Origin of the sequence: Salinibius halmophilus (assembly GCF_003577475.1) — a bacterium.
GTDB lineage: Bacteria > Pseudomonadota > Gammaproteobacteria > Pseudomonadales > Natronospirillaceae > Salinibius > Salinibius halmophilus.
In genome coordinates, this window is record NZ_QPEP01000004.1 from 93,413 (window position 1) to 117,345 (window position 23,933).

A 23,933-nucleotide genomic window follows, 5' to 3' on the forward strand; every position below is an offset into this window, starting at 1 on the left:
AATGAAAAAACTAATTTCTATTTCCGTATTGACGGCAGCCATTGTTGGCTGCCAACCAAGCTCGGTTGTGCAACCCGTAGCAGATGAGCCAACTGTGCAACCAGGTCAAACCGATGGCGCCGCTATTGAGCAACCCAAAGCACAAATGAACATAGCGTTTAGCTTTCCAGAAACAGCCAATGCAAGCGTTATTCAAAATGACACCACGCAGCTTAAGTTCACCGTATGGCAAGCGCGTGCCAGCACATGGCAAGATGCCTTCCCTTCAGAATACTTCGAAGATCCGGTCCAATCACTATCTCCTGATTCAGACTTTTCAATGGTGGCCGAAACATTGTTCGAGAGAGCATATATTTTAGATCGACTAATTCTGAACCACTCCAAGCCTATCTATCAGATTACGCTAGATGCCGGTACAAACTCCGCTAGTGTAGAGTTGCCACCCGGTAACTACTTTTTAAATGCTGAGCAGGTGAATTCAGCCGGTGATAGCTACTCAACAGGCAACATGCTAGCTGAGCTCAAAAGCGGAAGAAATGACGTGAAGCTTCGAATGCTCTCGGGCAGCTGGCAGTTTGTTGATGAGAACAACCAACCTACCAACATCAACTTGGATATTCTAAGTCACGCGATCACCGACCTAAACGGCGATGATCAAGCAGACAAGGCGATTGACCAAATTGACTACCTACCGAGCGCTAACTTATCGGGAATAACCTTTGGACAAGCAGGCGGAGGCGTAAAACTCAGTTCAGACTTTGTCGAATTAGACTTCAACACTAACAGTGGCACAGTAACACTCCCTAACACCAGCATTTGGGACTTTATTTCGACATATGAGGAATATCAAACGAATAGTAAAGCCCCCTATTTTAATGCAGTAGGTGTGTTCCAAGAATACCGCAGAGACGATAGTAGTACGGCGAGTGAGCGCTTTATAAACGAGAGCCACTTTGAACTGCTTAGTGTGCTTTATCACCAGTTTGACACTTTCGGCCATTGGGACGAGACATATTTTGATAAGCAGATTTACTTAACCACAGTCTCGCCAAGATTGACTTCCTACACCCCCCATAGCGGTGACTTTGATGTCAGCTCTGCATACTCATCTGCCTATTACGCCGACGGACAGTCAATAGAAACGCTAACGGCGCGGGGCAGTATCCGCAGTACAATTGCTAATGACAACAATCTGCTAAATAGCGATGGCACCCTGCCAGAGGGAGTATTCAAACCAGCGACCGTGGTAAACGGCAGTGAAATTACCGGCACCCTGTTGCAATGGTTAGTCGATAGTGACTACTCTCGCCCATCAATCATTGAGACGCCAGCGCTTCCTGACAACCCTCGAAACTCAGCGCCTCCCGTTAATTTCGATAAGTGGCAACAAGCCTTCGTGACAGCTCAAGCCCTACCTGCCAGCACATCTGCTAGCCCTTTTGCCGACGGCCAGCAATGCACTAGTTTGACCAACTTAGAAAATTACTTGAACGAAGCAAATTATGTTTGGTTAAACGATACATGGGTGCCGGGCATCGTAAACCCATTAGGGCAATATAACTCAGAACTTCAAGCCTATGAGTATCCAGACTTAGACCAAGTGGCCGACGACGACACCGACCTCGTCGAAGTTGCCAGCGTTAGCACATTTAACGATACAGAAAACAGCTACTGGGAAGAGATCGACTACACGGTTAGGTCAACTGCCACTAACTGGTATGCCGATGCGGTAACGGGTAAGTACTTTGATGGCTCAAACGTGGCACTTAACTTTCAGTTTGCGATATACCGAACTGAAACGGGCGACTACCGCCGATTAGCCAGTGCCTCGGATATGCCAGAAGGTGAAAGCTGCGAGGTTCGAAACGAGTTGTATCAGAATTTTTGCGAGTTTGATATACCAACCGATACCAATGGAGATGGCACACTAACGTTTGCCGACGGCATTAATCAAACGCTTGTTAACGAAAACTGGGTACTCAATTGGAAAGCAACCGGTAGTCATATCCTGCTAGAAAATGCAGAACTAGGCGTATTTTTAGCCGCCATTGACGGCAGTGATGGTTGGGCTAAAAACGAGAATGGCATTTGGCAAAAAGGCGAACAGCAAGCTTCCGTGCACGGTGCGACGGCTGAAGACTACCTCAATGGCATCGACACTGGGCTTGACTGGCTTAGCGAAGATATTACGTACTATAACGCTAACAGTTTGCCTGAGTATTACTGCAATAACTTCTTTGACCTAGGTTGCACAGTAAATTTAGGCGACCATCGCGATTTAGATGGCGATGGAGTCATTGAACCGGTTGAGATAAGTACAACTGCTATTGCAACCACAAGCAGCACAACTGAAAACGTATATTTATGCTGGCAAGATTTTCGAATGGTGGGAAGCAGCTTTGCCAATACAGTTAACTTTCCAGAGCCAAATCCACAACCTATGCCGGTATATGATGTTGCGCCGGTCACTGCAGTAGCAGACAACCAAAACGGTGACACCACAGGCAGTGCAATAACCATTAACACTGACTATGTTACCAACCCAGTGCACGAGCTTTTCAAGGCAACGCCAGGTTATAGCGAAACAGTGATTGCGACAGCGACTTTAGAGGTAAACAACGGTAGCTGGTATGAAGCACCTAGCTTTGCCTCTGAGTTAGTGCGCAATGGTGAGTTTGAAGAGTTTACCACTCAGCTTACAAGCAACCCAATAGATGTAAGCAACGCGAACTTCATCGAACTCGCCGCAGAAGTAGAAGGCATTGGTGCTTGGCAACTGTATGCAGATGAATGCGGCCCAGGCATAGGCCTGCAGATAAGAGATGCTGACACCGATGAGATTATTCACTCGGGCAGCGCGAAGAACCTAAAAGTCTATTTAAAACCGTCGGTAAACCGCATTTATATTGATTTGCGTGAGTTCTATTACGAGTGCGGGCCAGACTCGCTACTTGGAAAAATGGCGATGTCGAACGTGCGCTTGACGCTTAAGAACATAACGCCAAACCCATTAACTGGCCCTTGGCTACTAGGCTTTGCCATCGGGGGAGAACAATGCCAGGCTAGCGCTACAGGCGAGTTCTATGGTTTGTTCGACGTGCAGCTAAACGAGCCTGCTGAATACACTTTCAACAACGACTATGCCATTGCTTTTAGCATTGATGAAAATGCTCAGGCCAGCATGACACTCACACAACCAGATGGCACCCAACACACAAGTAGCTACGCGGTACCAGATTGGCACAACGGCTTTCATTATTATGGCCTCACAGGCACTGAAAGCGCGTGTGAACACGACTTTATTGCAACCCGCTATGCCTCAGACAGCGACTATCTCTATGAGTTTGAAAACAGCGATGCCTTCGCGATGGTTGCAGAAAAGCTTGTACGCAAAAAGCCGAGCACTAATACGCTCATCATTGCCACGACGGATGAAAATGATGTGCGGTTGTTCAATGCAATTAACGAGGGTAATTTCCTTCCAGGGTTAACGATTAAGACGTATTTAACTGACGATCCAGACGCTGAGTTAGATTTTAGTCTTGATGAGCTTATTAGTTACCCTGGATATGACTTTATCGTTACGAGCAACCCAGATATGTACGAGCTTCCTTGGCGCGCTCGCAACGTAACACTCAACCTCGCCGACCAGCCATTTAGCCAAGTACAGCTATTGGCAGCAACAGACTATGCTGGTGAATTAACTGGCTTACCGATTGGCCAACCTCTGTATGGCTTAAGTTACCGGGTAGATGCCCTAAGCAACTTCACTAGTGTGCCAAGCAATTTGGCTGAGCTAACCTCGCTACTTAATGCCAACAGCACGATGCTAGCACCAATGTCTGTAGGAACCAGCAATCTGTTCAGCCATGAGGCGTTCCTCACCATGCTCGCCGGCACAATGAGCGCAACTGAGCTTGAGCAGTTGCTAAATGGTCAAACTTGCTTTGATGTGGCAAATTGGCAAACAGCAATCACCGAACTACAAGCGCTGCAAGCGGCTAACTTGCTGCAGTCGGGTGCTAACCCTGTGGCCACAAGCATAGACGACTACCTGGACGAGCGAGAGATTGCCGCCATGTGGCTGCGCGGTGATACGGGCGTTTTACTCGGGCCAATTAGCTACCAACGGCTATCTACTCTATACAGCCCAGTACCGGGCAATGGCAGCCGTTATCATGCTGGCAATATGCGCACGCTACATCCAATGATGGGGGGTAATGTGATTAACCAAGGCCGCTTATTGGCCTTTGTGCAAACACCTGCCTTTGCTGAGCTAGTGGCGAATGTTCAAGGCTATTTACCAGCAATCGACCTGCCAAGCAGCAGCAATCGCACAGCACTGGGTACGCTAGTAGAAACGGCCATTGCGAATAACAACATTAGCCAAGACATCACCGAGCTACATTTGTCCACCAAAGCGCAACCTGCGATTGATTATTATTATAACCTCAACAATTTGCGTATCTTCGATGTGATGGCAGGCAATTGGTCAATAGAAAACTTTGGCTATGAGTTTGAACGTTTCTTAGAGCTCAATGGAGTGCCGATGTGCGACCAGCAGTCAAGTCAACAATAACTAGTTCAGCAATGATCTAGCAAACCAAACGCCCTACATAACGCCGGCCCCTGTGCCGGTGTTTTTTTTGCCTACACTATAAAATAAAAAGGAATCATTATGGCGATCAACATCCTTCACCACGGCGCAGCCAGTGGCGTTACCGGCTCATGTCACGAACTGCAGCTCAGCACAGGGCGAAGCTTGTTGATTGATTGTGGCTTATTTCAGGGCAGCGAAGCGCGCAGCACACCAGAAATTGAGTTTGACGTGAGTACCATCGATGCCCTACTCGTGACACATTGCCATATCGACCACGTTGGGCGCATTCCATATTTATTAGCCGCCGGTTTTAATGGGCCCATTTTCGCAACACACGCCACAGCTAAACTGTTGCCACTTGTTATTCGTGATGCATTAAAAGTAGGCGCAACCGACAACGAGCGCTTAATCGAGCAAGTAATCGACCGCTTGCAAGACCGTCTAATTGGTCTGGAATATAATGAGTGGTTTATGCCAACTAATAATGCCCGCGCTCGCTTTCGCATGGCTGGGCACATACTTGGCAGCGCTTACATAGAAATCGACACAGACTACCAGCGAGTAGTGTTCTCTGGCGATCTAGGGGCACCACACACCCCATTATTACCCGCCCCCTCCCCACTTGAATATGCCGACATACTGGTATTAGAAAGCACCTACGGCGACAAAAACCATAGCGACAGAGTTGGGCGAACTGCTAGGCTTAAGCGCTCGATCGAGCGTGCCTTTAAAGACAACGGCACCATATTAATACCTGCATTCTCAATTGGCAGAACACAAGAGCTGCTATATGAACTAGAAGAGATTTTGCACAGCAGTGAACAGTGGGAGTATCTAGACATCATCGTCGACTCGCCACTGGCAGCCAAGTTTACCGACCAATACCGTGCATTGAGTTCGCTCTGGGACCAAGAAGCCAAACAACGGGTAAAATCCGGTCGCCACCCGCTATCGTTCGACCAGCTACTCACCATCAACAGCCATGACGAGCACCTAAAAACCATTGAATATTTGAAGAAAACCGGCCGAGCAGCCATCGTTATTGCAGCCAGTGGTATGTGTACAGGTGGGCGAATAGTGAATTATCTAAAGGCCTTACTACCCGACCCCAGAACCGATGTGCTCTTTGTTGGCTATCAAGCACAAGGCACGCCTGGGCGAGACATTCAACACTACGGCACAGGCGGCTGGGTAAAACTCGAGGGTAAAAAAATCAATATTGCCGCGCAAGTCACCACCATAAGCGGCTACAGCGCACACGCTGGGCAAGACGACTTAATTGGATTTGCCTGCAACACCAGCATTCCCGTGGGTCATATTAGGCTCGTTCATGGAGACTTATCTGCCAAGGAAGCACTGGCCAAGCAGCTTAGTACTAAGCTGCCCGACTCAATCATAGAAGTGATTGTAGAACAGACTGTCTGGCGACCTGTTCAGTAGCCTAACTAACAGGCAGTTAACTTAGCTGTCGCTGCCAAACAAATCACGAGTATAAATTTTATCTGCCACATCGGCTAAGTCATCAGTCATGCGGTTGGCAATAATCACATCGCACTCCGCCTTAAACTTGGCGAAGTCTTTTTCAACACGCGAGTTAAAGAATGTATCTTCTTCAAGCACCGGCTCATATACCACCACAGGTATACCCTTGGCTTTAATACGCTTCATCACGCCTTGAATCGCCGAAGCACGGAAGTTATCCGAGCCCGCCTTCATAACTAAGCGATAAATACCAACCACCTTAGGGTTGCGGGCCACTACGCTGTCTGAAATAAACTGCTTGCGTGTGGTATTGGCATCTACAATCGCTTGAATCATATTACTTGGTACATCGGCATAGTTAGCGAGCAACTGGCGAGTATCTTTTGGCAAGCAATAACCACCATAACCGAAACTAGGGTTATTGTAGTGCTTGCCAATGCGAGGATCTAAGCCAACACCATCGATGATCTGACGCGCATCTAAGCCATGCGTTGCTGCATAGGTATCTAGCTCATTGAAATACGCCACGCGCATTGCAAGGTAGGTGTTTGAGAACAGTTTAATGGCCTCTGCTTCCGTACTGTCGGTAAACAGAATTTCGGTCTCCTTTTTTACCGCCCCTTCTAAAAGTAGGTTGGCAAATACTTCCGCTCGTTCGCTGCGCTCGCCCACGATAATACGCGAAGGGTGCAGGTTATCGTAAAGCGCTTTGCCTTCACGTAGAAACTCTGGCGAGAACATTAGGTTTGGCGTGTTAAAACGCTCTACCGCTGATTTGGTATAACCCACTGGCACCGTCGATTTAATCACCATCACAGCATTTGGGTTGACCGCCATCACGTCCTGAATCACAGCTTCTACAGAATTAGTGTTGAAGTAGTTGGTTTCTGGGTCGTAGTCGGTAGGGGTAGCAATCACCACAAAATCGGCGCCTTCGTAGGCATCGTTTTTGTTCAGCGTTGCTCGGAAATTGATCTTGCCCTCGGCCAAAAATGCTTCAATTTCCTTATCTTCTATTGGGCTCTTGCCTTGATTTAGCAAGTTTACCTTTTCCTCAATAATGTCTAGCGCCACAACCTCGTGGTGCTGACCCAACAACATTGCATTCGACAAGCCAACATAGCCTGTTCCCGCCACAGCAATTTTCATTCGCTTTCCTTTAACAATCATTTCCAACTAGCAAAGTGCCATTAAGCTATCACAAAATTGTTACACGACCTATATGGACGAAAAAAGAGTAAGAGAAATCGTCTTTCTGCATAGATAGGCAATTTCTTATGATTATTTGTTCTATATCAATTAACAAGGCGCCACCGCGTTTCGAACACTGATTTATTACCACTCAAGAAACAAAAGCAACCATGCAACCGATCGCAGTTGCCGCTTATCTGCTAACAGAGTGTCAAAACTACCTACCCTTATAGCGTATTGCGCGACATTTTTTTTGTGACATGATAGCCAGCGTTCTTGTGATGCAAATCACACTTACTTGGTGACTTACCCGTTTCTTATGCGCTAGCCGCTGTTTTGGCTAGGCAAGCGGGCCCACCCAGTAGCGCGGCAACCGCCGCACCCTGTTTCTCTTACTTTTTAAAGGATTGATTATGAACAAGCTAACGCTAGCTATCGCTTCAACTGCACTTGCTACGGCTGCCACAGCACAAATCAGCAACATCGAAATGTCTGAACGCAGCGCCCGCACCATTGCTTTAACCTTCGATGCACCGGCTGAAAACTCAGTCTGCACCGTACGCCTTGGCCACGCTAACGCACCAAGCAACGTATACAACGAAGTAAAAGCTTGGTCGGAAGAAGCAAGCAAAAATCAGCAAGTATTCTTGAGCGTGCCTTCACCGTTGTGGGCAGAGCCAAAGTCTGTGGAAGTAGCCTGCACTTCACCAACTGGCATGCAAACCGCGCAAACTTGGGTACCAGCACCACCAAGCATCGCTTTTAACCTAAACGGCAGCCACGACGGCGAAACCGTCACCATCAAAGGCGGCATCATGGTACAAGGTAACGGCGCCGAGTCTTACTGCTGGGAAAAAGATTTTCCTGTACTGATTGGCAAATCAATCTTTGCCGAGTCGTTTGAAAACCAAGATACTTTCTGGGACACCTACTACACCGTAGACACCCAAATTAGCGACCTGTACCACTCATACGCAGGCACCAACATCGCTTGCTCGGGCAAAGGTGGTGTGAGTGAAGCCATTGTTGAACTACGCATGAACCCTAACGGCGAAGTAGAGTTCATCACCTACCCAACCACGTATCGTTAAGCATAATGGTGTCACACCCGCGCAGGCGGGTGTCTAGCTACAACTGATACGCACAACACCGTCATCCCCGAGTGTTTTTATCGGGGATCCAGTTGGTGGGCCGTGCAATGGCAACTAGATTCCCGCCTTCGCGGGAATGACTCTAAACCGTCACACCCGCGCAGGCGGGTGTCTAGCTACAGAGCTCCAGCCATTAACCACCTAATGATCTAGCAAAGAAGTCGACAAATCCTGCCATTCGGGATTATTGGCTTCAATCAAAGAAATCTTCCAAGCACGATTCCACTTCTTTAGCTGCTTTTCCCTAGCAATGGCAGACTCAATACATTCGTGGTGCTCAATGTAGACGAGCAACTCACAGCCATACTTGGAGGTAAACCCTTCACTAAAGTATCCGGACTTGTGCTGCCACATTCGCTTAATAGGATCACTGGTCACACCAACATATAAAGTTCCATTCTTCTTGCTGGCAAGAATATAAACAGAGGGTACCTTCACAATTATGCATCCATGCTCGTAATGATTTATTCATAGTAGACGAAACGAGCATTTCGTGGCGGGCATTAACCGATGTGGGCTTGTCTTGAAGTCAGGTCAATCAACTAGATTCCCGCCTTCGCGGGAATGACCGAACCGTGTCATCCCCGAGTGCTTTTATCGGGGATCCAGTTGGTGGGCCGTGCAATGGCAACTAGATTCCCGCCTTCGCGGGAATGACCGAACCGTGTCATCCCCGAGTGCTTTTATCGGGGATCCAGTTGGTGGGCCGTGCAATGGCAACTAGATTCCCGCCTTCGCGGGAATGACCGAACCGTCACACCCGAGACGCACAACACCGTCATCCCCGAGTGCTTTTATCGGGGATCCAGTTAGTAGGCCGTGCAATGGCAACTAGATTCCCGCCTTCGCGGGAATGACCTAGAAACAAAAAAACCAGCCAAAAGGCTGGTTTTTTTTAATTTGGAGCGGGAAACGAGATTCGAACTCGCGACCCCAACCTTGGCAAGGTTGTGCTCTACCACTGAGCTATTCCCGCAATGGCATCCCGTAGGGGACTCGAACCCCTGTTACCGCCGTGAAAGGGCGGTGTCCTAGGCCACTAGACGAACGGGACGCAGTTACTAACTTTATAAACCTACCTAGCAGGCTTTGTTAGCTTCCGAACAGCTTGTTAGCTGTTGGCCTCGGAACGGATGCGTATATTACGGATTTCAGATTAGGGTGCAACCCCTTTTTTTACTTTTTTTCAGTTTTTTTTCAAATCTAAGAAAAGTGCATAAAATCCATACAAATCAAAGGCTTACAATAGCGGAGTTGGCGCTAAAGTTATGCCTGCTATACCGCACAATAGGCGGTTAAACGCGTCACTAGCATCCAATGAGCAGGTTTCCCCCATGGTGTGATAGCCAGTGGTTGGGATTTGCAACGTAGTACCCTGCACAAACCCTTTCGACGACGACACGATTCGCCCGAGTTCGGTAGAACCCAAGGAAAAATGCTCACTTTCTGGCAAGCCAGCATTTAATCGGTCGATGTAGTCGTCTTTAAAGCCGTAGGTAATCTGCAAACGATCACATAGCTCGGTTACATAGTCGGTGGTTTTTTGATTAAACACCGCGTTGGCATCACGGCGGCGAAGCACGACTTGCTGCTCGTCGGCGTCTTCTCGGGTTGCATAAGGGCTGGTATCCACCACAATTAGCTGGTCGGTGGCACCACCAAAGCGGCGGAACCATTCTAATAAATAGCGCCAACTACTACCCGACTCTTCCTGTGCGGTAAAAAACGCCGTGCCTTGAAAGCCAAGCGAAAACAAATGCACCAAATGCGCCGCCGTAAGCACGTTATCAAGCTGAGCCGACAGCATGCCATCTTGCTGGGTTAGTCTATCCATAAACGCAATAGGCGTACCTGCCACCACATGCGACAGGCCCTCTACTTCAAAAATTAAGTTGTTGCGAAACTCACATATTTTGGCACTACTAATATGACCATGCCCCAAGTAAGCCCCCGACCAAGGCTCGTAGGCAATTAGTTCAACATCTTTAAAGCGATCGACAATTTTCATCATCAGCTTTTCCGATACCGAGTTACCTAATAGGTCAGACTTACGCCCAGAGACAAACGCAGCATATTGGAACTCGTTTGGTCCAGTGCATACCAAACCATGGCGGTCGATGTGGGCTGAGAACATAGCGGAATGAGGGTCGCTACCCTGTGCGACCAATACGCCCTCGTACCAGGTAACCTTGGCGCCACGTTCTTCCAATTCACGTTGTAAAACACGGAAAAACGAATGTTCAGCGCCAACGACGCAAGGTTGGCGAACAAGCGTTTTGAGCAGATCAAGAAAGTTTTCTTGTGCAAGCATAAGTAGTGCCCTCCCTTATTGAGAATAGAGGCATTCTCAAGGCGGCGCGGATTTTGCGCTCATTTTTTCATCAGGGCAATATTTTTTGATAACAAAAACAAAAACACCGGCAATTGCCGGTGTTTTAAAGAACAACCTCGTCACCCCCGATACGCACAACCCCGTCATCCCCGAGTGCTTTTATCGGGGATCCAGTTAGCAGGCCGTAGTCCGGAAACTAGATTCCCGCCTGCGCGGGGATGACCGAACCGCGTCATACCCGAGTGCTTTTATCGGGGATCCAGTTAGCAGGCCGTAGTCCGGCAACTAGATTCCCGCCTTCGCGGGAATGACCGAACCGCGTCATCCCCGAGTGCTTTTATCGGGGATCCAGTTAGCAGGCCGTAGTCCGGAAACTAGATTCCCGCCTTCGCGGGAATGACCGAACCCCGTCATCCCCGAGTGCTTTTATCGGGGATCCAGTTAGTAGGCCGTGCAATGGCAACTAGATTCCCGCCTTCGCGGGAATGACCGAACCGCGTCATCCCCGAGTGCTTTTATCGGGGATCCAGTTAGCAGGCCGTAGTCCGGAAACTAGATTCCCGCCTTCGCGGGAATGACCGACCCGCGTCATCCCCGAGTGCTTTTATCGGGGATCCTGTTAGCAGGCCGTAGTCCGGAAACTAGATTCCCGCCTTCGCGGGAATGACCGAACCGCGTCATCCCCGAGTGCTTTTATCGGGGATCCAGTTAGCAGGCCGTAGTCCGGAAACTAGACTCCCGCCTTCGCGGGAGTGACGTTAGTACAAGCGAGAATGACTCATTACCCAACAAACTTACGGGCGTTGCGGAACATGCGCATCCATGGGCCGTCTTCGCCCCAGTTATCTGGGTGCCAGCTGTTGGTGACGGTGCGGTATACACGTTCTGGGTGTGGCATCATAATTGTCACACGGCCGTCAGCCGAACATAGGCCTGTCATACCATTTGGCGAACCATTCGGGTTGAATGGGTACTTGGTAGTGACCTTGCCGTAGTTGTCTACATAGCGCAGGGCAACGCAGCCGCTTTCCTCTGCTTTTTGCAAACCACCTTCAGCGAACTCAGTGCGGCCTTCACCGTGGGCTACAGCAATTGGCATACGCGAGCCTGCCATACCTTGCAGCAATACCGATGGGCTGTCTTGTACTTCAACCATAGCGGTGCGTGCTTCAAACTGCTCTGAGTTGTTGCGTACAAAACGTGGCCAGTGGTCGGTACCTGGAATCAGCTCAGCTAGGTTAGATAGCATCTGACAACCGTTACACACACCTAAAGCAAACGTATCTTCGCGCTCGAAGAAAGCTTTAAACTGAGCACGGGCGCCGTCGTTGAACAAAATTGACTTCGCCCAGCCGCCACCTGCGCCAAGTACGTCACCATACGAGAAACCACCACAAGCAACTAGGCCTTTAAAGCCTTCAAGCGTGATGCGACCTTCAAGGATGTCGCTCATGTGAACGTCGGTTGCATCGAAACCAGCTTTGGTAAAGGCTGCTGCCATTTCTAGCTGACCATTTACACCTTGCTCACGCAGAATCGCTACTTTCGGGCGACCCGCCAAGTCGGCAACAATGTTTTCGCTTGGGTCGAACGACAGCGATGCATGTAAACCTGGATCGTTGGCATCCAACAAACCATCGAACTCTTCTTGCGCACAGTCTGCGTTGTCGCGCAGCGCCTGAATGCGGTAAGAGGTTTCGCTCCACTTGCGTAGGAAATCTGTGCGCGTTGACGCCAATACTTCCTCACCATCGTAGGTGAAGCGAATATGGTCATCTTCGTTCACTGTACCAATCACAGCGGTGCAATCTAGGCCTGCAGCAGAGAACTGAGCCAACACGTCTTCGGTGTCTTCACGACGAACTTGCAGTACCGCACCCAGTTCTTCTGAGAACAATGCTGCAGCAGTGCCATCATGTGTTTCAGCGGCAATGTCGAGCTCAATGTCTACACCAGTACGACCAGCAAATGCCATTTCAGTTACCGTAGCGAACAAGCCGCCGTCTGAACGGTCGTGATAGGCCACCACTTGATTGTCTTCTAATAAGCCCTGCATCACTGCAAAGAAGGCTTTTAAATCTTCAGCGCTGTCGACGTCGGCTGGCGTATTGCCCACTTTGCGGTAAACCTGAGCTAGCGCCGAAGCACCTAGGCGGTTTTGGCCGCGACCAAGGTCGACCAAGATTAGGTCGGTTTCGCCAAGGTCGGTGCGCAGCTGAGGGGTAACCGTTTTGCGTACATCGAGTACCGGCGCAAAGCCAGTCATAATAATAGATAGCGGTGCGACAACAGACTTATCTTTACCATCTTCTTGCCACTGGGTTTTCATCGACATTGAGTCTTTACCCACTGGAATGCTGATGCCTAGCTCTGGGCAAAGCTCCATACCAACGGCATGAACTGTGTCGTAAAGCGCCTCGTCTTCACCTGGGTGACCCGCTGCTGCCATCCAGTTAGCCGATAGGCGCACATCAGATAGCTTGCCAATGCGCGTACCAGCCAAGTTAGTGATTACCTCACCAACCGATAAGCGACCTGATGCAGGCGCGTTGAGCAATGCAACTGGCGTACGCTCACCCATTGCCATGGCTTCACCTGTGGTGCTATCGACTGTAGAAGTGGTTACAGCACAGTTGGCAACAGGAATCTGCCATGGGCCAACCATTTGATCGCGAGCCACCATACCGGTAATAGAACGGTCACCAATGGTGATTAGGAATTTCTTGCCAGCAACGGCTGGAAGACGCAATACGCGATCAGCTGCTTCAAACAAATCGATGTCGGTTGCGTCGAACTTTTGTGGTTCAAACGTTGCACGTTCAAACGAGCGTGACATCTTAGGTGGCTTGCCAAGCAGAACCTGTAGCGGCAGGTCGACTGGGAAGTTATCGAACAGCTCATCATGAACTGTTAGGCCTTTTTCTTCTGTTGCTTCACCAATTACTGCGAACGGACAACGCTCGCGACGACAAATTTGCTCGAACTTGGCCATTTCATCGGTAGACACCGCTAACACGTAACGCTCTTGCGATTCGTTCGACCAAATGGCTAGCGGGCTCATGCCTGGCTCATCGTTTGGCACATTACGCAGCTCAAACTTACCACCACGGCCACCGTCGTTGACCAACTCAGGGAACGCATTCGATAGACCACCAGCACCCACATCGTGAATGAATGCAATAGGGTTGGCTTCGCCAAGCGCCCAACAACGGTCGATGACTTCTTGGCAGCGGCGTTCCATTTCTGGGTTATCACGCTGAACCGAAGCGAAATCTAGGTCTTCATTGCCCTCGCCCGAGTTAACCGAAGAGGCCGCACCACCGCCTAGGCCAATCTCCATCGCTGGGCCACCTAAAACGATGAGCTGAGCCCCAACAGGGATGTTGTCCCATGCTTTATCTACGTGTTCTTCTTTAATGTTGCCATAACCACCGGCAATCATAATTGGCTTGTGGTAACCACGAACTTCTTCGCCAGCAACACCCGGCGCCAACATCTCGTAAGTACGGAAGTAACCCACCAAGTTCGGGCGACCAAACTCGTTGTTAAATGCCGCACCACCTAATGGGCCATCAATCATGATATCCAGCGCCGTTACAATGCGCGCTGGTTTGCCATAGTGGCTCTCCCAAGGCTGTTCAAAGCCCGGGATTTTCAAATCTGAAACAGTGAAGCCAACCAAACCAGCTTTTGGCTTGCCACCTTGCCCGGTCGCGCCTTCATCACGGATTTCGCCGCCCGAACCCGTTGCCGCACCCGGCCATGGCGAAATAGCCGTTGGGTGGTTGTGGGTTTCGACCTTCATCAGAATATGAACATTTTCCTGATGGAACTTATAGGTGTTGCTTTCAGCTTCTGGGTAGAAACGTGGCGCTTCAAAACCTGTTATCACCGCTGCGTTGTCTTTATAAGCCGACAACACACCTTCTGGTGAGTTTTCGTTGGTGTTTTTAATCATTTTGAACAGCGACAATGGCTGTTCAACGCCGTCAATGGTCCAAGATGCGTTAAAGATCTTGTGACGACAGTGCTCGGAGTTCGCCTGGGCGAACATCATCAATTCTACGTCGGTTGGGTTGCGCTCGAGCGCTTGGTAGTTTTCTACCAAGTAGTCGATTTCGTCGTCAGCAAGTGCCAAACCAAGTTTGACGTTGGCTGCTTCTAACGCTGGGCGACCGCCAGCCAAAATATCCACCGAGGTCATCGGTTTTGGCTCGTGCTGAACAAATAGCTTCTCGGCTTCGCTCAGGCTAGCAAATACCGACTGCGTCATACGGTCGTGCAATAGGCCATGCGCTAGTGCCAGCTCTTCGGCATTTAGCTCACGCTCAGTATGCAAATAATAGGCAATGCCACGTTCAATGCGCTTCACCTGGCCAAGGCCACAGTTGCGTGCAATGTCGGTTGCTTTTGTCGCCCATGGCGAAATAGTGCCCGGACGTGGCACAACCAAGCACAGCTGGCCTTCTGCTGCTTCGGCCGCAACGCTTGGGCCGTATTGCAACAGTTTACCTAAAACGGCTTCTTGTGCTTGGGTTAGTGGTGACTCACTATCAACAAAATGTACGAACTCCGCGTACACGTCGCGAATCGCAGGGACCGCTTCGTTGAGTGATTGTGATAGCTTTTTACGGCGAAAAGATGAAAGCGCCGGTGCGCCTCGCAGTTCCAGCATTGCCTGGGCCTCTAACATTGATTAAGGAGGGTCAAGTTGCGGCGCGTATCATACTGAAAACTAACGCCGCTTGCACCCGCTATAGGTCAACTCTGTGTTTTTTGCGTGCAGCACAGCTGGCAAGTAGCAACAATAAGCCAGCGAATGCCCACGTAGCGCCACTACCAACTTTAGCTGGTGCACTGCCCGAATAATTACTGGTACTTATAGTAGACCATCGGTACCCGTCGGTACGCCAACGAGGGTTCGATAACCGCATGCGCCCTTCGCCATCGCGAAAATTCACCAGCTCTATGGCCACGCTATGGCTTTTGCGCCCAACGTATACGGCATAGGTGCCTTTATATTCACCAGCCAGCGTGTAGATCCGCTCACCATCGATTGTGAACTGCAACACTTGATTTGTGCTGTGAACTTGCATGTCTAAGTCCACCACTAGCCAGTCGCCACTTTGGTTGCCACTACTATTTACAAACCAGCCCGACACCTCGCCAGCGTTTTTTTGGCTCGCCGACACCGAAGTAGACGTATCGCTAATCAAGCCACTACCGCCATAATAAGAACGGGCTGCCGTTTGCGAGAACTGATTAAAATAGCCTTGCTGAGCAGTGAGTCTAATCGAACTAGCACCAAGCGTTAACTCGCCCACTTTTCGACCAGAGCGAAAACCAAGCGAATTACTCTCTAGCAAAATTTCGCAGCTTGCCAGCGGCGCAACACTGCTGCAGCCGTTTTCGAGCACTCGAAACCCTTCGCTGACTTGAATATTTGCCGCACTTGCGCTGGAAGAACCGGGGTTATAAACAGTAACAGAGCGCGTTACCGGCTGGTTTAACGGCACCAAGCCAAAATTTACCGCATTCGGTAGCAATAACCCGGAAAGCCTTGGCAGCGCTAAGTCGGCGCGGGCGTATACACCAGCGTTGCGCCCGCATTCGCCGCCAAAACTAACCACACCAACCAGCTTACCACCCGCTACCAGCGGCCCGCCGCTGTCGCCTTGGCAACTGTCGCCAACCAGTGTTGTACTTGGGCCCTGCCCTGCACACAGCATATTGTTGGCATCAAACACACTGCCCAGCCATTGGCTACATTGACTCGCTGGCTGCAATGGCAAACTAACCGACCGTAACACCTGACTTGGGCGACCGGTTTCGGTTGTCCCCCAGCCAGCAACTAACGCTTGGCTCTGATTGGCCAGCAGGCTAGATAACTCGCCGGATGATGCCGGCGTGATACGCGCCAAGTTATAGCCCTGTAGGTCGATTTGCATCACACCCAGATCGTTTTGAAACGTAGAGCGCACATAATTGGGATGCTGCTGCCAAGCAAGAACCGGAAAGCGCTTGTCGATGATGCCATCGCCATTGGCGTCGATGGCGGCAAGCATTTGTTGAGGGGCGTACACCAAACAATGCGCAGCCGTAAGCAAGCGGCCATTACCCAAATGACTTGCCGCACAATAAGGCTTGCCAGCCACTTCTAGGGCAACAATAAACGGCCAGTCGTTGCCGCTAGTTGGATTGCCGGCAATAATGCGAGGCATCACTTGCGCGGCTTGGCTGACTGCAGCACAAAAAAGAAGTGTTAAAAAAAGCGCTTGCTTGTACATATCATATTTATTATTCGACCTACCCTTGTTTTCTTTGGCCCGCACCTAACGTAGGTGTGTAAATCATTATGTATGCCTGTAAACATTCCCCACAACGGCACATGTTGCCCGGCTGCAAAAACACGCATCCGTACAACCTACGGTGGATTGCTTTGTAGGTTTTACGAAGCGGAGCTTCGGGAAACATTCTTACTCCTGCGCCCCACACCTAAGAGTAGCAATAACCCTGCCAAAGCGTAGGTTCCGGCACTACCAGTTTTCGTAACTCCGCCAGACCCACCACTAGCGCCGCCAGTGGTAGAAAAATCCTGCTTCACCACACAGCCCGAGCGCAACACGTTAGTAAGCGTAGTAGCTGGCACCACAGTGAGGTTATTGAGCTCAACCACATTACCGCGCCGACCTGAAGCCGCACTGTAGAACACCGATACGGTATCGCCCGGTGCCACTTTAAACGCCAAGCGTTCGGTACATTGCCCAGTTAGCTCAACCCGGCCACCTAGGCCGTCGGCGTCGATAGAAAGCGTATCGAAGCCATCGGCGATATCTAGATTTAAATCGAGCTCCAAAAAGCCCACACCAGCACCATAGAAGCCTTCATTTTTAACGTCGAACACCACATTACCAGTGCTTGGCGCCGCCGTTAACGACGCCGTTACCGAGTCGTACTGCCAGTTTGTTTCGTCATAAACAAAGAAATTAGCATCGTTTGGCGCAAGTGAGCTCTTAACACGCTGATACAAAGGGTAAAAAACGCGCTTACCATCCACATAGAACAGCACCCCACCGCGCAAACTACCGGTTGTAGGGTTGCTCACTTGCACAGTACAGCGCCCGTTAGCCGGCACACTCGTGCAAGTACCATTCACTACAAAATGGCCAAGCGACTGCAGGTTACCTAGTTGAATAGACTGAGCTGTATTGTTCCTAATAGTGAGGGTGCCCACTGTGTTGACTGGGTCGCTTGTTGTTGGCAGGTAAGCCGAAATATTTAACCCAACACTTTCAGGGGTAGGCACATCAAAATGATAAACCTCGTTGAGCCAAAAGTCGTCGGCACGAGCATATACCGAAGCTTGCTGGCCACATACAGCACCAAAACTGACAACCCCTTCTAACATGCGACCAAGCTTGCCGTTGGCTAGCGGTTCATAAGCAATTAGGCCACCGCCGCTGTCGCCGTAACAACTATCTTGCGGATTCGGTTGATTACCCAAAGCACAAATCATGACCGCCGGGTCGTACGTTGGGCCGTATACCTGGGCACAATCATTGTCTTGCTGCAACGCTAAACGTGCGCGCTGCAAGCTATCCGCCGGTTGTGGATTACTAAAACTAGGTGAGGTTGCCCCCCAACCAGCTAAGCGAAAATCAGTACTGACTGCCTTATTCACTGTGGGCAGGTCAACTGGCGAAGTATAGGTATTGAGCGTGCTGATTAGGTCGCTGCGAATACGAATGAGAGCAAGATCGAAGGCGATACTGCCTACATCATAAAGTGGGTGAACCCTTACTTCTTCAACATCGAACACACTGCGCTCAAACTTTCTAAAGCTACCAACAGCCACGCCGTCGGAATTAAACTGAGTTGAATCAATACAGTGCGCCGCCGTTAAAAACCAGCCATGGCCTAAGTAGCTCGCCCCACACTGACTAGCAAAATAAAGGCCATCACTATACTGCTCATACGTGCCGTACGACACAGCAAAATTCCAGTTCAACTCATACTCAGCGCGTGAGCGATCAAGCGCAACAGGCGAACTCACATCAAAGCCATCGCCGTGAATAATACGAGGCTCAAAAGTAGTAACAGCCGTTGCAAAACTTACCGTACTCAACCACAACGCAACACAGGCAACAAACAAACGCATACCAAACACCCGACTAAAAAGTAACCACATTCTGCCACGCCGTGTTAATACAAGCCAGAACAGCACTGTTAGCATTCCGTCAAAGTGTTAACCAGCACACTCATCCCGGCACTGCAAGGTAAACAACGCTTCTCGCCACCGATCAATGTTTCCCAAACCTTCGGTTTGTAAAACCTACGCCAAACCGGTCATTCCCGCGTAGGCGGGAATCTAGTTTCCCAAACCTGCGCCAAACCGGTCATTCCCGCGTAGGCGGGAATCTAGTTTCCCAAACCTGCGCCAAACCGGTCATTCCCGCGCAGGCGGGAATCTAGCTTCCCAAACCTGCGCCAAACCGGTCATTCCCGCGTAGGCGGGAATCTAGTTTCCCAAACCTGCGCCAGCCCGTAGGTTGCACGGCGCGTATTTTTTTTGCGCCGGGCAACGGGTACCACCACCGATCAATGTTCCCCAAACCTTCGGTTTGTAAAACCTACACCTAACAGAAAAACCACCCCTAAATTTTATTCGTAAAACTAACCAAAATATTATGCTATATTTCAAACAGACGCACATTTACGAATTTTTATAAGGGGTATGAAAATGCCTAAGAAAACAGCCGATCTAATGCCCGCCGTAGAACACCACCTACAAGCGTTAGGTAAGCGCATTCACATGGCATGCTTGCGCCGAAAGCTCAGCCAGGGTGATGTGGCAGAACGTTGCGACATGAGCCGCCCAACTGTGCGCAAAATTTTTGAAGGTGACTCTGGTGTTAGCATGGGCCACTACCTAAGCGTAATCGCTCTAGTGAATATGGAAAAAGATATAGACCAACTACTCGCCTTCGACAAAGAAGGCTACGACATCATGGACAAAGAATTGCTTTAAGTTAGCAGCTTCTTGTTTCCCAAACCTTCGGTTTGTAAAACCTACGCCAAACCGGTCATTCCCGCGCAGGCGGGAATCTAGTTTCCCAAACCTGCGCCAACAACCCGTAGGTTGCACAGCTCTGCCGGGCAACGCGCCTTAATGCTTCAGCGCTTCAATTTCGGCAGCTGTAAGCCCAGTAATTTCAGCAATGCGATCGATGTTTACGCCATCTTCAAGCAGTGCCATTGCCGTTTTTTTCATGGCCTTTCGCTCTCCCTGTTCAATGCCTTGCTCAATGCCTTGCTCAATGCCTTGCTCAATTCCCTTTTCCAAACCTTCTTTCAACCCGCGCTGACGTAATAATTCTGCAATTGTTGCCATCTTTTTATCTCCAAGGTGCTTTGATGATTGGCTCACATGCTCAATCACACTATCTAAATGCGCTTCGTTTGTTTGACCTGTTGCCATGGCATATTCTAGCAATGAGCGAAGAAAATCCAACTTTACCTGATCGGTATCGGTGAGCCCATCGAAGCGACTCAATAACTCGATTAACGTAGGGCTAATTTCGGCATCCCGGATGTGCTTCATCAACTGGGCCATCATGCCTATTTGCTGTTGCTGCCGCAGCTGCGCTTCGGGTAAATCGTTCACATCTATTAGCGGGATGGGCTCGCTGAACAAGTTGCGCATTAACCCCAGGGGGTCATTAAAGCAGTCAGCTAGGTGCATGGAATACGGATACGGTACTCCGTGATAAAACACCAAACAATAACACGCAGGAAGCAGTTCACCTTTGTATTCGCTGAGTTGGCGGTTAAACAAACTAAACATATAGTGCCCTACCCGCACTGGCATGAACTTATCTGGCGAAGATTGGTGCTCTATTAGCAGGCTAATGGTTGCTGGCTCGCCTGATAACTCGCAACTAAACACCACATCACTAAACACATTCTTCAACTTCTTGTTGATATAGGTGGTGTTGAGCATGGTTAAAGAGTGCAAGTTCAGTTTATTCAGAAACTGCTCGGGCAAATAATATTGCATGAACTGCCTGGCCAGCAGAGGCTGCTGCATGCTCTGCTTAAAGAACGCATCGTGAGGGTTATTAGGTTTTGCCATGGCTTCGCCCTAAAACTGTATTTATATACAGCTTAGAACAAAGAAAGGGTAATAGTGTTATTTTATACAGTCAACCTGAAAGCAATTGTTTCCCAAACCTTCGGTTTGTAAAACCTACGCCAAACCGGTCATTCCCGCGCAGGCGGGAATCTAGTTTCCAAAACCTGCGCCAACAACCCGTAGGTTGCACGGCGCGTGTTTTTGCGCCGGGCAACGTGTTTTAAAACCTTCAAGAGCGATTGTATCGGTCTTCGAACCTTACAATGTCGTCTTCGCCCAAATACGAACCGGACTGCACTTCAATCATTTCCAATGGAATTTTGCCTGGGTTTTCCAGCGCATGCACAACCCCAATTGGAATGTAGGTTGACTCGTTCTCGGTAACCAAAAATGTATTATCGCCATTGGTTACCTTGGCTGTGCCAGATACTACAATCCAGTGCTCGGCGCGGTGGTGGTGCATTTGCACGCTTAGCTTTTCACCAGGTTTCACCGTGATACGTTTTACTTGGTAACGCTTGCCGTTGTCGATGCTGTCGTAGCAGCCCCAAGGGCGGAACACTTCTCGGTGGAATACGTATTCAGGGCGGTCTTGCGCTTTTAGTGCATTCACCACATCTTTTACTTGTTGCACCTTATCTTTGGCGGCAACCATTACGGCGTCTTTGGTTTCAACCACTACTACGTCGTTTAGGCCGATTACAGTCACCAACTTGCCTTCGGCATTTACATAGCTGTTATGGGAGTCCACCATCATCACATCGCCAGTAGTGGCATTGCCTTGTGCGTCTTTCTCCGACACGTCCCACAAGCTAGACCAGCTACCCACATCGCTCCAGCCTGCATCGAGCGGCACAACCGCTACGGGTGAATCGGCTTTGGCAGCCAAAGGTTCCATGACCGCGTAGTCAATTGAATCATCTGGACAGCTGCCAAAGGCGTCGGCATCAATTCGCACAAAGTCTAGGTCTGGCGTTTCAGTTGCAATAGAGGCTTCGCAAGCTTGCAAAATAGCCGGTGCATACTCTTTTAGCGCTGCCAAATAGGCCGATGCTTTAAAGGCAAACATGCCGCTATTCCACAGGTAACTGCCGCTATCCACATAGCGCTTAGCAGTTTCTAGGTTGGGCTTTTCAACAAACTCAGCAACCTGAAGTGCACCCTCTACAATGCCGGCGCCTACCTCACTACCAGTTTGGATATAACCATATCCGGTGTGCGGCTCGGTTGGCACAATACCAAAGGTGACCAACTTGCCATGCTCGGCTAGCTTAGCCGCCTTTTCGATTGCAACGTGGAAAGCCGCTTCATTCTGAATTAGGTGGTCGGCAGCCAACACTAACAAGGTTGGGTCTTCGCCATCTTTCATTGCGTGCAACGCTGCCAACGCAATAGCAGGCGCGGTGTTGCGGCCAAAGGGTTCAAGCAGAATACCATCGTGTGCCACACCAGCTTGGCGGAGTTGCTCGGCAGCTAAAAAGCGGTGGTCTTCATTACACACCAAAATTGGCTTAGCCAAGCCTTCAACACCCTCAAGGCGCGATAGCGTAGCCTGCAACATGGTCTCGTTCCCTGCCAGCTTCAAAAACTGTTTTGGCAACGCCTTACGCGACATCGGCCATAAACGCGAGCCAGAGCCACCCGCCATAACAATAGGTTTCATCTGATATTCCTTTGTTTAGGCAGCCATTCCCGCAGTTTGTTAGCGGGAACCTAGCCTAGGTATTAACTAAATTCTATTCTCGTAAAACCAAACGTTTCCCAAACCTTCACCAAACCCGTCATTCCCGCGTAGGCGGGAATCTAGTTTCCCAAACCTTCGGTTTGTAAAACCTACGCCAACCCGTCATTCCCGCAGTCTTTTAGCGGGAATCTAGTTTCCCAAACCTTCGGTTTGTAAAACCTACGCCAACCCGGTCATTCCCGCAGTCTTTTAGCGGGAATCTAGTTTCCCAAACCTTCGGTTTGTAAAACCTACGCCAAATCGTTGGCTGCACGGCTCTGCCGGGCAACATGTATCACCCTTAAATCTGCGGATTACGCTTCACGTAATCAACATACCAAGCAACGGTTTTTGCCACACCCTCGGCTAATGGCGTATCCGGTTTATAACCTGTTACCTGCTCTAACCGCGTGGTATCGGCGTAGGTCACTGGTACATCACCAGGCTGAATATCCATAAAGTTCTTTACGGCTTCTTTACCAGCAGCTTTTTCAATCTCGCGGATAAACTCCATCAAATCAACCGGCTGAGAGTTACCGATGTTAAACACCTGATAAGGCGCTGAACTTTGTGCTGGCGATGAGCGCTTTACCGAAGCGTCTGCTACCGGTGGGCAAGCAGCGGTTTTCAACACACCATCTACAATATCGTCGATATAAGTGAAGTCGCGGCGCATATTGCCGTGGTTAAACACCTTAATAGGCTGATCATTCAAAATGGCTTTGGTAAACAAGAAAGGCGCCATATCTGGGCGACCCCATGGGCCATACACGGTAAAGAAGCGCAAACCCGTGGTAGGAATGTTGTATAAGTGGCTATACGAATGCGCCATCACCTCGTTCGACTTCTTCGTTGCGGCATACAACGAAACAGGGTGATCGACACCATGATCTTCCGAGAATGGCTGCACCTCATTTTCGCCATACACCGAGCTAGACGACGCATACACCAAATGCTTAACCTGCTGCTGACGCGCCAACTCAAGAATATTGCCAAAACCGACTAGGTTTGAATCCACATAGGCATTAGGGTTTTCGAGCGAATAACGCACACCGGCCTGCGCAGCCATATGCAAGATCACATCAAACTGATGCTTTTCAGCTAACTCGGCCATACCCGCACGGTTTTCAACGCCTAGCTCAATAAATTCAAAGTTTTCAACCCCAGCCAAACGCTCTAAGCGGTCGTGCTTGTACTGAACATTGTAATAGTCGTTAAGGTTATCGATACCCACAACCAAGTGGCCTTCCTTAACTAAACGAAGCGCAACTTCGCATCCAATAAAGCCGGCAGTACCGGTTACGAGGTATTTCACTTTAGTA

General features: G+C 49.7%; 13 protein-coding genes and 2 tRNA genes. 4 read left to right on the plus strand and 11 right to left on the minus strand.

Going from position 1 to position 23,933, the window contains the following annotated elements; genetic code table 11:
• Nucleotide 1: 1 nt before the first annotated feature.
• Complete coding sequence (locus tag DUW71_RS05420) at nt 2–4,579, plus strand: hypothetical protein (protein ID WP_119394232.1); 4,578 nt, start codon at nt 2–4, stop codon at nt 4,577–4,579.
• 99 nt (nt 4,580–4,678) lie between these two features.
• Nucleotides 4,679–6,040 carry an MBL fold metallo-hydrolase gene (locus DUW71_RS05425; RefSeq protein WP_199671159.1) on the plus strand — a complete coding sequence of 454 codons (1,362 nt, stop codon included), beginning with the start codon at nt 4,679–4,681 and terminating at the stop codon, nt 6,038–6,040.
• Between the two features lie 21 nt (nt 6,041–6,061).
• Here the strand turns inward: DUW71_RS05425 and DUW71_RS05430 are convergent, their stop codons facing one another.
• Complete coding sequence (locus tag DUW71_RS05430; RefSeq protein WP_119394233.1) at nt 6,062–7,231, minus strand: nucleotide sugar dehydrogenase; 1,170 nt, start codon at nt 7,229–7,231, stop codon at nt 6,062–6,064.
• A gap of 455 nt (nt 7,232–7,686) precedes the next feature.
• Here DUW71_RS05430 and DUW71_RS05435 point away from each other — a divergent pair, with 455 nt between their 5' ends.
• Nucleotides 7,687–8,364, plus strand: a complete 678-nt coding sequence (locus tag DUW71_RS05435) for a hypothetical protein (RefSeq protein ID WP_119394234.1) — start codon at nt 7,687–7,689, stop codon at nt 8,362–8,364.
• 201 nt (nt 8,365–8,565) lie between these two features.
• Here the strand turns inward: DUW71_RS05435 and DUW71_RS05440 are convergent, their stop codons facing one another.
• The 7 genes from DUW71_RS05440 to DUW71_RS05470 form a co-directional block, all read right to left on the minus strand.
• Complete coding sequence (locus DUW71_RS05440; protein ID WP_119394235.1) at nt 8,566–8,862, minus strand: GIY-YIG nuclease family protein; 297 nt, start codon at nt 8,860–8,862, stop codon at nt 8,566–8,568.
• A gap of 463 nt (nt 8,863–9,325) precedes the next feature.
• Nucleotides 9,326–9,400: transfer RNA gene (locus tag DUW71_RS05445), tRNA-Gly, on the minus strand.
• A gap of 2 nt (nt 9,401–9,402) precedes the next feature.
• A tRNA-Glu gene (locus tag DUW71_RS05450) sits at nt 9,403–9,478 on the minus strand.
• A 186-nt stretch (nt 9,479–9,664) separates the two neighbouring features.
• On the minus strand, nt 9,665–10,735 hold the full coding sequence (locus DUW71_RS05455) for a peptidase M42 (protein WP_119394236.1): 1,071 nt from the start codon (nt 10,733–10,735) through the stop codon (nt 9,665–9,667).
• An 802-nt stretch (nt 10,736–11,537) separates the two neighbouring features.
• The gene (purL, locus tag DUW71_RS05460) at nt 11,538–15,431 is read right to left on the minus strand and encodes a phosphoribosylformylglycinamidine synthase (protein WP_119394237.1); all 3,894 of its coding nucleotides are present in this window, start codon (nt 15,429–15,431) and stop codon (nt 11,538–11,540) included.
• A gap of 79 nt (nt 15,432–15,510) precedes the next feature.
• A complete protein-coding gene (locus tag DUW71_RS05465) occupies nt 15,511–17,043 on the minus strand; it encodes a serine protease (RefSeq protein WP_119394238.1) in 1,533 nt (510 codons plus the stop codon).
• A gap of 161 nt (nt 17,044–17,204) precedes the next feature.
• Nucleotides 17,205–18,914, minus strand: a complete 1,710-nt coding sequence (locus tag DUW71_RS05470; RefSeq protein WP_158583887.1) for a serine protease — start codon at nt 18,912–18,914, stop codon at nt 17,205–17,207.
• Between the two features lie 582 nt (nt 18,915–19,496).
• Between DUW71_RS05470 and DUW71_RS05475 the strand changes: the two genes are divergently transcribed.
• Nucleotides 19,497–19,784 (plus strand): helix-turn-helix domain-containing protein, encoded by a 288-nt coding sequence (locus DUW71_RS05475; RefSeq protein ID WP_158583888.1) that lies wholly within the window; start codon nt 19,497–19,499, stop codon nt 19,782–19,784.
• Nucleotides 19,785–19,922: 138 nt separating this feature from the next.
• Here DUW71_RS05475 and DUW71_RS05480 read toward each other — a convergent pair whose 3' ends face one another.
• The 3 genes from DUW71_RS05480 to DUW71_RS05490 form a co-directional block, all read right to left on the minus strand.
• Nucleotides 19,923–20,888, minus strand: a complete 966-nt coding sequence (locus DUW71_RS05480) for an Rpn family recombination-promoting nuclease/putative transposase (RefSeq protein ID WP_119394241.1) — start codon at nt 20,886–20,888, stop codon at nt 19,923–19,925.
• Between the two features lie 229 nt (nt 20,889–21,117).
• On the minus strand, nt 21,118–22,551 hold the full coding sequence (locus tag DUW71_RS05485; RefSeq protein ID WP_119394242.1) for a mannose-1-phosphate guanylyltransferase/mannose-6-phosphate isomerase: 1,434 nt from the start codon (nt 22,549–22,551) through the stop codon (nt 21,118–21,120).
• A 361-nt stretch (nt 22,552–22,912) separates the two neighbouring features.
• A complete protein-coding gene (locus DUW71_RS05490; protein WP_119394243.1) occupies nt 22,913–23,926 on the minus strand; it encodes an NAD-dependent epimerase in 1,014 nt (337 codons plus the stop codon).
• Nucleotides 23,927–23,933 lie beyond the last annotated feature (7 nt).